We start from the raw sequence: 13,477 nt of genomic DNA, 5'->3' as shown, positions 1-13,477 counted from the left end.
CGACGCTGGCCGACCCCGCTGCCCTCCTGAGCGAGGAGAACAAACGTAAGTACAAACACTAATGTATAGCGATACACCTATGAAGAAACTAAGCCTCCTGGCGCTCAGTGCCGTGCTCTCCGCGGCGAGCCTCAGCGCCCAGACACCCGCCCCTGTGGGGCCCGTGCCCACCAAGGCGCAGCTCGCCTGGCAAGAGCTGGAGACCTATGCCTTCGTCCACTTCGGGCTCAACACCTTCAACGACCTCGAGTGGGGCTACGGCGACACGCCCAGCAGCACCTTCGCCCCCGAGCTCCTCGACGTCGAGCAGTGGGTGCGCACCTTCAAGCGCGCCGGCATGAAGGGCGTCATCCTCACGGCCAAGCACCACGATGGCTTCTGCCTCTGGCCTACCAAGACGACGGACTACTCCGTCAAGAACTGCCCTTGGAAGGGGGGCAAGGGCGACCTCGTCGGCGATCTGAGCCGCGCGTGTAAGAAGTATGGGCTGAAGTTCGGCCTCTACCTCTCGCCCTGGGACCGTAATAATGCGGGCTACGGCAAGGAGGCCTATCAGAAGATCTACCACGAGCAGATCCGCGAGCTCTCCACGCAGTACGGACAGCTCTTTGAGTTCTGGTTCGACGGCGCCAACGGCGGTACGGGCTACTACGGCGGTGCTCGTGAGGCACGCCAGATCGACCCCAAGAGCTACTACGGCTACCATGTGGCGGCCGAGATCCTCTACCGCAACAACCCCGAGATGATGATCTTCGGCGGCACCGAGCCCACCATCCGCTGGATCGGCAACGAGCGCGGCTGGGCTGGGCAGACCAACTGGGCGATGTACGACTATAGTAAGGAGAAGCACCACACCGAGGCTCAGTGGGGCATGCGCGATGCCAAGCAGTGGCTCCCCGGGGAGGTGGACGTGAGCGTGCGCCCAGGATGGTTCTACCACGCCCGTGAGGACCAGCAGGTACGCTCCGTAGCCAACCTCGTCAACCTCTACTACCAGAGCGTCGGGCGCAACGCCAATCTACTGCTCAACTTCCCCATCGACCTCCGCGGCAAGGTGCCTGCGCAGGACTCGACCAATATCGTGGCCTGGTACGATCACCTCAAGGCAGGCTTCCGTCACAACCTCCTGAGCTCTGCCTCCGTCCAGGCCTCGAGCCAGCGCACGGGTAAGGCCTTCGCCCCACAGCAGCTCCTCGACGGCCAGACCAAGACCTACTGGGCGGCTGCCGAGGGCTCGGGCGAGGTGAGCCTCACCTTCACCCTGCCGCGCGCCACGCAGATCAATAACCTCATGTTGCAGGAGCCCATCGCTCTGGGGCAGCGTGTGGCGCGCTTCCGCGTCGAGACGGCAGGCGCCGATGGCAGCTTCCGCCCCATCGACACGCAGGACTCGCTGACGACCATAGGCTACAAGCGCCTGCTGCGCTTCCGTCCCGTAGAGACCAAGCAGCTGCGTGTGACGGTACTGGAATCGCGTGGCCCCGTGCTGCTCTCCGAGGTCGCTGCCTACCTCGTGCCCGAGGTGCTGGAGGCGCCGAGCGTGCGCCGCGACAGCCGCGACAGCCTCTACCTGACGAGCCTCAGCCGTGATGCCAAGCTCGAGTACGCCCTCCTCACGGGCGGCAAGCAGGGCCCCTGGCAGACCTATACGCGTCCCGTCTACCTGCCCGGCGACCATGTCGAGCTCGTGGCGCGCGTCTCTACGGAGGTGAATAAGGACAAGCCAGAGCTGCGCTACCGCTCGGGCTACTCCGCCAGCCAGTTCGTCACGCCTGGGCTTAGCCCCGCGCAGCACTTCGCCCTCTTCGATGGCTCGGGACGCACGGAGACGCGTCTGGGGAAGGGTGTCCGCTCGCTGGCGATCGAGTTCCCCGAGGCGCGTCCGCTTACGCGCTTCGTCTACACGCCCTCCCAGCAGCGCGATGCGCAGGGGCACATCCAGGGCTATGAGCTCTACGTCGACGGCAAGCGCGTAGCGGCGGGAGAGTTCGCCAATATCCGCAACAACCCTATCCCCGTCGCTGTGGACTTCCCCGCAGGGACGAAGGGACAGACGCTGCGCCTGGTAGTCACCAAGCTGGTAGGCGACGTCGAGCAGGTCAATATCGGTGACCTCGCCGTCGAGTAGGCCTTAGCCTAAGACTCCTCCTAATGCGCGTGCAGCACAGCCCTCGGGGCCTCGAGCCTCAGCACTGTGCTGCACGCAGCTTTATCCACGATAGATCCAATAGCTATGCCTTTCCCTAAGCTCAGTACTGCCCCCCGTGAGGAGCAGCGTCCCGTGCGCGTCCTCTTCGTCTGCCTCGGCAATATCTGCCGCAGCCCCTCGGCCGAGGGCGTCTTCCGCCACTACGTCACCGAGCAGGGTGCCGCAGAGGACTACGAGATCGACTCCGCAGGGCTCATCGCCGTCCACGAGGGTGAGCTGCCCGATGGACGCATGCGTGCGCACGCTGCCCGCCGTGGCTACACGCTGGACTCGCGCTCGCGTCCCATCAGCTACGAGGACTTCTTCTACTACGACTACATCATCGGGATGGACGAGCAGAATAGGGAGCGCCTCCTAGCCCTGGCACCGACGGCCGAGCTGCAGGAGAAGGTTTCCCTGCTGCCCGAGTGGTCGGAGCGCCCCGCCCGCGACCACGTGCCTGACCCCTACTACGGCGGCGCCGAGGGCTTCGAGCACGTCCTGGACCTCCTCGAGGCCATCCTCCCCGACCTCTACCGCCATACCCACCGCCGCTAGCTACCCGCCTCGGGGCCGCTAGTCGCCCTTATTCCAGTAAGGCTGGGGGGCGCTGCGATCAACTGATCGCAGCGCCCCCTGGCCTTTGCTTATAGGTATATAGTGTGCCCGTGCTAAGGCAGCAGCAGCGAGCTGTCGCCGTAGCTCAGGAAGCGGAAGTCGTGGCTGAGGGCGTAGTCGTAGATGCGCCGCCAGTCCTCGCCGACGAGCGCGGCGATCAGCAGCAGCAGCGTGCTGTGCGGCTGGTGGAAGTTCGTCACCATCCCGCGGATCAGCTGGTAGCGGTAGCTCGGGGCGATGATGATGCTGGTGGGGAAGACCAGCTGCTCCTCGCCGTGGGCCTCCAGCCAAGCGATGAGGCTCGAGAGCGCCTCCTCGGGGCTCAGGGGATAGCCCACCTCGTAGGGCTGCCACTGGCCGACGTGCAGCGCCTCGGCAGGTGTCTCGGGGGCTGCGTGCAGCTGTACGCCGAGGTGGTAGAGGCTCTCCAGTGTGCGCACCGAGGTCGTCCCGACGGCGATGATGCGCCCGAGGGCGGCGCGCAGCGTCTCGAGGGTGGTGCGGCTGACGCTGATCAGCTCGGCGTGCATCTCGTGGTCGCCGATCTGCTCGGCTTTGACGGGGCGGAAGGTACCCGCCCCCACGTGCAGCGTCACATCCACGACCTGCGTCCCGCGTGCCTCTAGGGCGGCGAAGACCTCGGGGGTGAAGTGCAGCCCTGCCGTCGGTGCGGCTACCGAGCCCTCATGCGCGGCGTAGACCGTCTGGTAGGTCTTGAGGTCGCGCTCCTCGGTGGCGCGATTGAGGTAGGGGGGGATAGGGAGGATGCCGAGGAGCTCCAGCAGTTCGCCGAAGCTGTAGGCCTCTTCGTCCCAGTCGAAGTGCACCTCCGTCTCGGCGATGCGGCTAGCGCGTAGCGTCACGGGGCCCTTAGCTCCCTCGAGGCTCGCGGTGACGGAGCTGCCGAGCTTGAAGCGCTTGGCATTGCCTATCATGCAGTGCCAGCTGCAGCCCGTCGTCGAGCCTAGCGCACGCTCGTAGCTCGTCGGGGCCGAAGGGTCAAGGCAGAAGATCTCGATGCGCGCCCCGGAGTCCTTGGCGAAGACCAGGCGCGCACGGATGACCTTCGAGTCATTGCGCACCAGCACCGTGCCCTCGGGCAGCTCGCCCGGGAGGTCGTAGAAGTGGCGCTCGGCGATGTCGCCACCGCGCCAGATGAGGAGGCGCGACTGGCTGCGCTCCTCGAGGGGATACTTGGCGATGCGCTCCTCGGGGAGCTCGTAGTCGTATGAGGCTATTGCGATGTCTTGGGGTCTGATGTCCTGCGTCATACCTGCAAAGATATAATGAACTATCTTTGCGCCCGTACTATTCCTATAGAGATAAGGCGCCACAAGGCGCTGAGCTCCCCCCAGAGGAGGGGGCAAGGGATAGCCAGGTATCATCTCAAGCCTACATTATATATATGGGAATCATCGTCATCATCGCGGCCCTCGTCCTGCTGGGGGCTGCCGCCGCCATCGTCAGCAGCCTGCAGGCACGTAGCCGCCAGCGCCGTATCGACCGCGGCGAATACGTCGCCCCCGAGCCCGAGTACGTCGCTCCGGCTGAGGGCTGCTGTGGGCAGCACGCCACCTGTGAGGCCGACAGCCTGCTGGCTGCCGTCAGTCCCGAGATCGTCTACTACGAGGATGAGGAGCTGGACCGCTACCGCGGCACGAGCCCCGAGGCCTATAGCGAGGCCGCCGTGGAGGAATTCCGCGACGTGCTGCTCTCGCTGCAGGAGGACGAGGTATCGCCCTGGGTGCGCAGCCTGCAGCTACGCGGGCTCGAGTTCCCCGAGGCGCTGCGCCCCGAGCTCTACCTGCTGGTAGGGGAGCAGCGTGCCGCCCACGCCCTGCATGGGCGCCCTGAGGAAGCGGCTGCCTAAAGGCCTAGGCTAAGTCCGTAGGCCGCATAGAATAGGGATAGAGGAAGAGGATGGAGATCTTCGGCTACCAGTTCTTCCAGAACGCGCTCCTAGCGTCGCTGCTGACGGCCCTCGTCTGCGGCATCGTCGGGGCCTATATCGTCGTGCGTCGCATCGTCTTCGTCAGCGGCGGCATCACGCACGCCTCCTTCGGGGGCATCGGGCTGGGGCTCTACCTCGGCATCCCTCCGCTACTCTCGGCGGCAGGGGCGGCGGTGCTGGCCGCCTTCTCCATCGGGCGCATGAGCCGCAGCGAAGGCATCCGCGAGGACTCGGCCATTGCCAGCATCTGGGCCCTCGGTATGGCCCTCGGCGTGCTCTTCATGACGCTGACCCCAGGCTACGCGAGCAGCCTGCCCTCCTACCTCTTCGGCAATATCCTCCTGGTCACGACGAGTGACCTCTGGGCGCTGGCGGCGCTGGCGACGCTGCTCATCCTGCTCTTCTCCTGGCGCTATCATACGATCCTCTACCTAGCCTTCGACCGCGACTTTGCCCGTACACGCGGCCTGCGGGTCGAGGCCTGGGAACGCCTCTTGCTGATCCTCGTCGCGGTCAGCCTCGTCCTGACGATACGCTCGGTGGGTATCATGCTGCTGCTCTCACTGCTTACGCTGCCACAGACTACGGTGGGGCTCTTCACCGCCTCCTTCCGCCGCATCATCATCGGCTCGGTACTGCTCTGCCTCGTGGCCAATGTCGGGGGGCTGCTCCTGAGCTATTACCTCATCGCCGTCCCCTCGGGCGTGCTGATCATCCTGCTGCTCTTCCTCTTCCTCGCTCTAGGCAAATGTGTACGCATGCTTCAGCGACGAGGCGCACGCGGCTAAGGCGCTTCCTCCCGCTCGTCCTCCTGCTGCTCCTCTTCGTGGTGTCCTCCTGCTCACGACGGCGGATAACCCCCTGGACGCACTTCTGGCAGGGCTTCACCACCCGATACAACGTCCTCTACCATGGCGACCAGGCGCTCGCAGAGGGGCAGGCTAAGCTCCTAGCCTCGCTCGCCGATACCCTTCCCCCCCATCCTACGACCTACTACGTACCGCTCGCTCGGGACTCCGCGCGGGCGCTCTTCGTTCGTGCGCGGGACAAGGCGCAGCTGGCGATCGCCGAGCACAGCCTCACGCAGCGCCCGTCGAAGGCGCCCGGCTGGCGGCGCGACCCGAAGGCGCTGGCGGCGCAGGCACGGCAGGAGCACAATCCCGTACTGTGGCGCGCTTGGCTGCTCCTCGGGCAGAGCCATTACTTCCTCGGGCAGCTCCCCGAGGCCGAGCAGCGGCTGGAGCAGATGCGTCAGCGCTACCTCACCGAGCCCGTGCCCTATGCTGCGGCCTCGCTGTGGCTGGCACGGCTCTATGCTGAGACTGGGCGCACGGCGGAGGCTGCGCTGCTGATCGAGGAGCTGGAGCGCGCCGCGAGCCCTGCCCTCCAGCAGGTGGAGGGCTATACGGCACGGCTGGCCTTAGCCCTGGCCTCGGGCGACTATCCCGCCGCCCGCCGCCTGCTCCCTGAGCTCCTGCGTCGCGAGCGCCGCCCCCAGCTGCGCCGCTACTACAGCCGCCTCGTCCAGAGCCTCCCCGCGGCTTCGCCCCTTACGAACTTCAGCCCCACGCCTTCCGCAGCCGCATCCTCACCTCGTCCCGCGCTCTATGATCGGGCGCTGGAGGCCTATCGGAGCGGGCGCAGCCACGAGGTGCGTCCCCTGCTGGACAGCCTCCTCGGGCAGAGACTGGACACGACGGCGCGCGTGCAGGTCGAGCTCCTCGCGGCGCTGCTCCTTGCTCAGGAGGGGCGAGTCGCGGCCTTCCGCGAGCAGCTCACCCAACTGCATCAGCGCTACCCGGCCTCCGCGCTGCAGCCCTTGGTGGCGGGCCTGCTGCAGAACCTCGCGGCGGGACGTCAGCCTGGCGCCTTCCCCATCGCACCGCCCGAGCTCGATTGGTCGAAGTCCGACAGCCTCCCCCCCTCCCCGCGTGAGGTGCAGTCCAAGGCGACCGCCGAAGTCATCCCGAGCTACTTCCTCCCCCTCCCCGCCGAGCTGCGGCTGGCGCCATACGAAGTCTATTTCCTCCTCACCGCCTACCACTACAGCCAGTTTACCCAACAGCTGCTCGAGCTCAGCCCCTACCAGCAGGCGGGGCGGCAGGGGCTCCGCGTCTGGGGCTTCACGGATCGCACCGCGGCGCTCCGCTATCGGGCGGCTCTGGAGCAGGATGCCGAGCTGGCGTGCCAACTGGGCTTCGCCCCGCGTCTCGAAGAGCTCCCCAGCCGCCCCTAGCTCCCTCCGCGCCCCAGCCCGTACCTAGTATATAGCGTCCCTCTGACGTATCTCTATCCCCGCCCTCGCGTATAGCTATTCCTCTCGTCGTGTATATATAAAGGAAGGCCGCTCCCCCGCAAAGCTCATCGAGCCTTGTGGGGGAGCGGCCTTTACTGATATCCCTCGCCGTCTTGACTGGCGAGGGTCGTTGGGCTGACTGGCGTCAGTGGGCTGCGTGACTGCTATGGGTCAGCGACGTCGAAGCGGCTCCGCTCTGCTTTCCGCCAGGTCGCTCGTCTCCCTCTGCCAAGTCTGCCGCTGCTCCTCTCGCCTTGTCTCACCGCCCCGCGCGGCTTGTCGCAGCGCTTCCATTTCCCCTTTTCCGCGCCCTCTCACCCCGCTCCGCGCTTGCTGAGCGCCCCTTCCAGCCCCCATCTTCACCCGAACGAGAAAAAACTTTTGGCCTTTGTAATTAGCTGTCTTACGGCCTAATGAATAGCACTCAGGGCCTACTCCGAGCGCCTTTTTCTCCTCGAGATTTGGTTGGTATTGCTTTTTCGTCTTACCTTTGCAACCGCAAACGAGGAAACGCCCACGGAGCTACGGCAAGCGCGCCGGGCAGGGACGGAAGAGACAAGCCTCGGGAGCGAGATGAGTCTAAGACGAGAAGCAATTCTCCTTAGATAGCTAAAAGCGATCATTGACATACTTGATAAAAACAAACGAGAAAACAACGTAGAGCATATTAAATAAGTTAGTATACAACCTGGATGCGGATGGGTAACTTGAAGCATCTTAGGCGCAAAAACAGATAAGGGCAGACGGTGGATGCCTAGGCTCTCGGAGGCGACGAAGGACGTGATAAGCTGCGATAAGCTACGGGGATCGGCACATACGAATTGATCCGTAGATTTCCGAATGGGGCAACCCGGCATGTAGAAGACATGTCACACTGCAGAGCAGTGAGCGAACGTGGGGAACTGAAACATCTAAGTACCCATAGGAGAAGAAAACAAAAGTGATTCCCTTAGTAGTGGCGAGCGAACGGGGAGAAGCCCAAACCGTGCTTGTTTCGGCAAGCACGGGGTTGTAGGACTCCGTCATATGAAGACAAGACTAGGAGAAAGGTCTGGAAAGGCCTGCCATAGAACATGACAGCTGTGTATCCGAAAGTTTTAGTTGGAGTTAGGAGTATCCTGAGTAGCGCGGGACACGTGAAATCCTGTGTGAATCTGCGGGGCCCATCCCGTAAGGCTAAATACTCCCGAGAGACCGATAGTGAACCAGTACCGTGAGGGAAAGGTGAAAAGAACCTCGAACAGAGGAGTGCAATAGATCCTGAACCCGTCTGCCTACAAGCGGTAGGAGCAGCCATTGGCTGTGACTGCGTGCCTTTTGCATAATGAACCTACGAGTTACTTTCTCTGGCAAGGTTAAGTGATGAGGAGTCACGTGAGCCGAAGCGAAAGCGAGTCTGAATAGGGCGGATAGTCAGAGGGAGTAGACGCGAAACCAAGTGATCTACCCTTGGTCAGGTTGAAGGTTGGGTAAAACCAACTGGAGGACCGAACCGGTAAGCGTTGAAAAGCTTTCGGATGAACTGAGGGTAGGGGTGAAAGGCTAATCAAACTTGGAGATAGCTCGTACTCCCCGAAATGCATTTAGGTGCAGCCTGTGGAGTTTCTTGTGTGAGGTAGAGCGACTGATTGGATGCGAGGCTTTCACCGGCTATCAAGTCCAGACAAACTCCGAATGCACACAAGTTAGATCCATGGAGTGAGGGCATGGGTGCTAAGGTCCATGTCCGAGAGGAGAAGAATCCAGACCATCGGCTAAGGTCCCGAAATAATAGCTAAGTTGACCAAACGAAGTCAGAGTGCTAAGACAGCTAGGATGTTGGCTTGGAAGCAGCCATTCATTTAAAGAGTGCGTAACAGCTCACTAGTCGAGTGCTTTGGCGTGGATAATAATCGGGCATAAGCTATTTACCGAAGCTGTGGGATATGAAAATATCGGTAGGGGAGCATTCTAGCGGCGTAGAAGGTTTGAGGACAACTCAGGCTGGAGCTTCTAGAAAAGCAAATGTAGGTATAAGTAACGATAAAGGAGGTGAGAAACCTCCTCGCCGAAAGACTAAGGTTTCCTGATCAACGCTAATCGGATCAGGGTTAGTCGGGGCCTAAGGGGACAGCCGAACGGCGCACCCGATGGACGAACCGGTTAATATTCCGGTACTAATTATGTGAGCGATGTGGAGACGGAGATGTGACGGTCCTGCCAGCTGACGGAATAGCTGGTTGAAGGGTGTAGGCGATGATCGGGGTAGGCAAATCCGCCCTGAGAGCTGAACCTGACAGTACGCTGAGTGCTTGCACGAGGTGATATGGACAGAGTAACGGCGCTCCCAAGAAAATCCGCTAAGCATATTGCATGATTACCCGTACCATAAACCGACACAGGTGGTTGGGTTGAGTATACTAAGGCGCTCGAGTGATTCGCGGTTAAGGAACTAGGCAAAATGGTTCTGTAACTTCGGGAAAAAGAACGCTCACTCTAAAGGTGAGCCGCAGAGAATAGGCCCAGGCGACTGTTTAACAAAAACACATGGCTATGCTAAATCGAAAGATACTGTATATAGCCTGACACCTGCCCGGTGCTGGAAGGTTAAGAGGAGATGTCATCGCAAGAGAAGCATTGAATTGAAGCCCCAGTAAACGGCGGCCGTAACTATAACGGTCCTAAGGTAGCGAAATTCCTTGTCGGGTAAGTTCCGACCTGCACGAATGGTGTAACGATCTGGGTACTGTCTCAACCGCGAGCTCGGTGAAATTGTAGTATCGGTGAAGATGCCGATTACCCGCAACGGGACGAAAAGACCCCGTGAACCTTTACTATAGCTTTGCATTGGATTTGGGTAACAAATGTGTAGGATAGGCCGGAGACTATGAATCGGGTACGCCAGTATTCGTGGAGTCGCCGTTGAAATACGGCCCTTTTGTTATTTGGGTTCTAACTCGCGGATGCGAGGACATTGCATGGTGGGTAGTTTGACTGGGGTGGTCGCCTCCAAAAGAGTAACGGAGGCTTCTAAAGGTACCCTCAGACCGATTGGTAACCGGTCGTAGAGTGTAATGGCACAAGGGTGCTTGACTGGGAGACTAACAAGTCGCACAGGTAGGAAACTAGAGCATAGTGATCCGGTGGTTCCGTATGGAAGGGCCATCGCTCAAAGGATAAAAGGTACTCCGGGGATAACAGGCTGATCGCTCCCAAGAGCTCATATCGACGGAGCGGTTTGGCACCTCGATGTCGGCTCGTCACATCCTGGGGCTGGAGAAGGTCCCAAGGGTTGGGCTGTTCGCCCATTAAAGTGGCACGCGAGCTGGGTTCAGAACGTCGTGAGACAGTTCGGTCTCTATCTGTTGTGGGCGTTTGAGATTTGAGGGGGCCTGACACTAGTACGAGAGGACCGTGTTGGACGAACCGCTGGTCTATCGGTTATACCGCCAGGTGTAGTGCCGAGTAGCTACGTTCGGTTGAGATAAGTGCTGAAAGCATCTAAGTACGAAGCTTGCCTCAAGATTAGATCTCATTATAAGGGTGGTTAAAGACGATGACCTTGATAGGCTACAGGTGTAAAGATGGTGACATCAAAGCCGAGTAGTACTAATAGCCCGAAAGTTTTTGCGCGCGTGGTTGTATACCGACTTAGCGCTACGGTGGTGAGTATCGGATGTTTTTATCAAGTCAATGATTGTCTAGATATTGAGATATTTAGGTGGTTATAACGTTGGGGTTCCACCTCTTCCCATTCCGAACAGAGAAGTTAAGCCCAATTGTGCCGATGGTACTGCGAAAGTGGGAGAGTAGGTAGCCGCCATTTTAGGATGAGCGGGTGTGATTGCAGAAGCGATCGCACCCGCTCTTTTTTTGTGCCCTGCTGCGAGCTGGCACTCAGATCACCGCACGAGGGCAGCAGCGCTTCCTACTAACAGCGCCGCCGCTTACCTCAGCCTGCCTACTCTCCGCTCCGCCAGCAGAATTGCCTCCAGCGGCCAGCCGTGCATCGACCGAGCTGCCAGCCAAGCACACGCCACGCATACCCCCGACGGCAAAGCCTGTCGCCAGCAGTGCAAGCACTCCTGCGAGCAGAGCCCCCGTCTGCCGCTCGTTCTGTACGTCGCCCAAGCTACCAGCCAAGCACACGCCGCTCATACCCCCGACGACAAAGCCTGTCGCCCAGCATTGAAAGTGCTTTTATCGCCAGTGGGCTGCTCGCTACCAGCTGCGCATATAGCTCTCTGTTATCTTATTATTAAGCCTCCAACTCCCAAGTATAGTCCGCCGTCCAGTAGAGCCTGCCTCCTCCCGTTGAAGCTCCGCCCTGCTGCCAACAAGAGTAGCAGGCTTGATTGTGTCAAGGAGAGGAGGATTTCTATCGAAGGGCAAAGTCTGTCCTGACAGTGTGGTAATCTTTCCTTTGGCTTGCTTCGTCTATTCTTCCGAGTGCTTCGTCTCTTCTCTCAGCCTACTTCCAGCGCCTCTGTTAGCTTGCTCTCGGGCTTGCCCATTTGCATAGCTGCGCCTTTCCCTCGGAGGAGTAGTAAAGCGGCCTTCTCGCAGGGGAGTAGCCTTATCTTCTTAGATAAGGGGTGGAAGGATCAATTGTGGGTCGACTTTGCGGGCTTCATTCATTGCGTATCTAGCCTACTCAGGAGGTGTTTGCCTTTCCAGGGCTGCGTACTTTGGGCTCGGAACGGCTGACTTTGCTGGGGGCTTGTACAGTCGCTGGTCCTTATTGGCTGGAGGAGGGGAGGGATATTAGTCGGTGGGCAGAGGGGCGTCAGTGAGGGGTGGTGAGGGATATCAGTCAGCGGGATGAGAGACGTCAATGGGAGGCGTGGGGGATATCAGTCAGGAGGCTGAGGGATATCCCTCGTGGGGTTAGGGCTTGGCTGTGGGCTCGGCTTGAAGACTTGACGGGCTTTGCTGGAAGGTTGGGTGCGCTTAGCTGGAGGGCTGGCAGCACTGGGCTAAGGACAAAGGCAGTCTGGGGTGAGGGGCGGAGCGGGATTGGATTTCTTGCGAGTCATCATTCGGCGGGGGGCTTGGGGTGCTTCGATGGGGAGTGTGGGAGGCCTTTGCTGTGAAGATAGGGGCGGGGCGCTGTGGCTGGAGTATAGGGCAGCCTGCGGGTGGAGGGGAAGTGACTGGTGCAGTGGTTACTGCAGTGCTTTTCTTCGAGTGAGAGGAGGGCGATGAGCGGTGGGACGATATGGAGAGAAGGGGCTGGCGCGAGCTTGCTTGCGGGGAGGATTTGGAGGGAAACAAGATTTGCACTATCTTTGCAGTGCAAACGGAAAGCGCCCGGGTGGCGGAATTGGTAGACGCGCTCGTTTCAGGTGCGAGTGTTCAAAAGACGTGCAGGTTCGATTCCTGTCCCGGGCACACCTCTGAGCGAAACAGAGCGTCGTTTCTCCGAGAGCAAACATAGATACGCGGGTGGTGAAATTGGTAGACACGCTACTTTGAGGGGGTAGTGCCGGTTACGGCGTGTGAGTTCAAATCTCATCCCGCGTACAAGACGAAGAGCGCGAGACGGACTAAGGGTACTTAGCTGGTCTCGCGCTCTGCTTTTATACAGGCTCGTAAGAATCTTCGCAGCAATGATCGTTTACCCCAATGCCAAGCTAAACCTCGGGCTCTTCGTCACGGGGCGCCGCGCCGACGGCTACCATCTACTGGAGACCGCCTTCCTCCCGATACCCCTAGTCGATACGCTGGAGCTAGAGCTGCAGCCCGAGTCGGGGACGGATCGCCTCCAGCTCGAGGGTGCGGTAGGGGCAGATCTCGGTGCCGTGGAGGATAACCTTGTGCTGCGTGCCGTCCGAGCGCTGCGTGAGCTCGTGCCTATCCCTGCGGTGATTCTTCGCCTAAAGAAGGAGATCCCCTCGGGTGCGGGCATGGGCGGCGGATCGGCCGATGCGAGCTTTACCCTGACGGCGCTGCGCGAGCTCACGGGCTGCGCGCTCACGGATGCCGAGCTGGAGCGCGTGGCACTGACGCTCGGGGCAGACTGCCCCGTCTTCATTGCCAATAGGCCCGCCGTGGCGCGTGGCATCGGCGAAGTCCTTAGTCCGCTGGAGCTGCCGCAGCTCGAGGGGCGCTGGCTGACGGTCGTCAAGCCACAGCTGCATATCTCGACGGCGGAGGCCTTCCGCGGGCTGCTGCCGATAGCGCCCAAGGGCTACAGCATCGAGGAGGTGCTGGCCGCGCCGCTCGAGGAGTGGCGTGAACGGCTGGTCAATGACTTCGAGCCGAGCCTCTTCCCCCGACATCCCGAGCTAGCGGCCCTCAAGGCGGCGCTCTACGCGGCAGGGGCGGACTTCGCCCTCCTGACGGGCTCGGGCGCCGCGCTCTACGCCCTCTCCGCGCAGCCACTGCAGCTTGACCTCAGCCCCTGGCCGGGCTGCTTCCACTGGCAGACGCGGCTCTAACCATA

General features: G+C 60.9%; 7 protein-coding genes, 2 tRNA genes and 2 rRNA genes. 10 read left to right on the top strand and 1 reads right to left on the bottom strand.

The features are described from left to right. Positions 1 to 79 precede the first annotated feature (79 nt). Both J4862_RS07550 and J4862_RS07545 read left to right on the top strand, forming a co-directional pair. The gene (locus J4862_RS07550; RefSeq protein WP_211788500.1) at positions 80 to 2,128 is read left to right on the top strand and encodes an alpha-L-fucosidase; all 2,049 of its coding nucleotides are present in this window, start codon (positions 80 to 82) and stop codon (positions 2,126 to 2,128) included. 105 nt (positions 2,129 to 2,233) lie between these two features. After that, a complete protein-coding gene (locus J4862_RS07545; RefSeq protein WP_211788499.1) occupies positions 2,234 to 2,746 on the top strand; it encodes a low molecular weight protein-tyrosine-phosphatase in 513 nt (170 codons plus the stop codon). 113 nt (positions 2,747 to 2,859) lie between these two features. Here J4862_RS07545 and J4862_RS07540 read toward each other — a convergent pair whose 3' ends face one another. Then, the gene (locus J4862_RS07540) at positions 2,860 to 4,077 is read right to left on the bottom strand and encodes an S-adenosylmethionine:tRNA ribosyltransferase-isomerase (RefSeq protein WP_211788498.1); all 1,218 of its coding nucleotides are present in this window, start codon (positions 4,075 to 4,077) and stop codon (positions 2,860 to 2,862) included. Between the two features lie 134 nt (positions 4,078 to 4,211). Here J4862_RS07540 and J4862_RS07535 point away from each other — a divergent pair, with 134 nt between their 5' ends. The 8 genes from J4862_RS07535 (at position 4,212) to ispE (ending at position 13,472) form a co-directional block, all read left to right on the top strand. Next, positions 4,212 to 4,676, top strand: coding sequence for a phospholipase (locus J4862_RS07535; protein ID WP_371742394.1), 465 nt, complete (start codon positions 4,212 to 4,214; stop codon positions 4,674 to 4,676). A 50-nt stretch (positions 4,677 to 4,726) separates the two neighbouring features. Then, positions 4,727 to 5,545 (top strand): metal ABC transporter permease, encoded by an 819-nt coding sequence (locus J4862_RS07530; RefSeq protein ID WP_211788497.1) that lies wholly within the window; start codon positions 4,727 to 4,729, stop codon positions 5,543 to 5,545. Continuing rightward, entirely contained in the window at positions 5,506 to 6,993 is a 1,488-nt protein-coding gene (locus tag J4862_RS07525; RefSeq protein ID WP_211788496.1) for a hypothetical protein, read from the top strand. The genes J4862_RS07530 and J4862_RS07525 overlap by 40 nt, the downstream gene beginning before the upstream one ends. Before the next feature lie 782 nt (positions 6,994 to 7,775). Further along, a 23S ribosomal RNA gene (locus J4862_RS07520) occupies positions 7,776 to 10,666 on the top strand. Between the two features lie 83 nt (positions 10,667 to 10,749). Further along, positions 10,750 to 10,858: ribosomal RNA gene (gene rrf / locus J4862_RS07515) — 5S ribosomal RNA — on the top strand. Positions 10,859 to 12,340: 1,482 nt separating this feature from the next. Beyond that, positions 12,341 to 12,423: transfer RNA gene (locus J4862_RS07510), tRNA-Leu, on the top strand. A gap of 48 nt (positions 12,424 to 12,471) precedes the next feature. Next, positions 12,472 to 12,555, top strand: a tRNA-Leu gene (locus J4862_RS07505). An 86-nt stretch (positions 12,556 to 12,641) separates the two neighbouring features. Further along, complete coding sequence (ispE, locus tag J4862_RS07500; RefSeq protein ID WP_211788495.1) at positions 12,642 to 13,472, top strand: 4-(cytidine 5'-diphospho)-2-C-methyl-D-erythritol kinase; 831 nt, start codon at positions 12,642 to 12,644, stop codon at positions 13,470 to 13,472. Positions 13,473 to 13,477 lie beyond the last annotated feature (5 nt).

It is taken from the genome of Porphyromonas sp. oral taxon 275 (assembly GCF_018127745.1).
Classification (GTDB): domain Bacteria; phylum Bacteroidota; class Bacteroidia; order Bacteroidales; family Porphyromonadaceae; genus Porphyromonas.
Note: the sequence above shows the minus strand (reverse complement) of the source record. Positions and strands in the feature narration are given on the sequence as shown.

Bases quoted from the DNA above. Each gene is read 5' to 3' on its own strand.
- ispE (WP_211788495.1), top strand. From the start codon at position 12,642: ATGATCGTTTACCCCAATGCCAAGCTAAACCTCGGGCTCTTCGTCACG.
- J4862_RS07550 (WP_211788500.1), top strand. From the start codon at position 80: ATGAAGAAACTAAGCCTCCTGGCGCTCAGTGCCGTGCTCTCCGCGGCG.
- J4862_RS07535 (WP_371742394.1), top strand. From the start codon at position 4,212: ATGGGAATCATCGTCATCATCGCGGCCCTCGTCCTGCTGGGGGCTGCC.
- J4862_RS07545 (WP_211788499.1), top strand. From the start codon at position 2,234: ATGCCTTTCCCTAAGCTCAGTACTGCCCCCCGTGAGGAGCAGCGTCCC.
- J4862_RS07540 (WP_211788498.1), bottom strand. From the start codon at position 4,077: ATGACGCAGGACATCAGACCCCAAGACATCGCAATAGCCTCATACGAC.
- J4862_RS07530 (WP_211788497.1), top strand. From the start codon at position 4,727: ATGGAGATCTTCGGCTACCAGTTCTTCCAGAACGCGCTCCTAGCGTCG.
- J4862_RS07525 (WP_211788496.1), top strand. From the start codon at position 5,506: ATGTGTACGCATGCTTCAGCGACGAGGCGCACGCGGCTAAGGCGCTTC.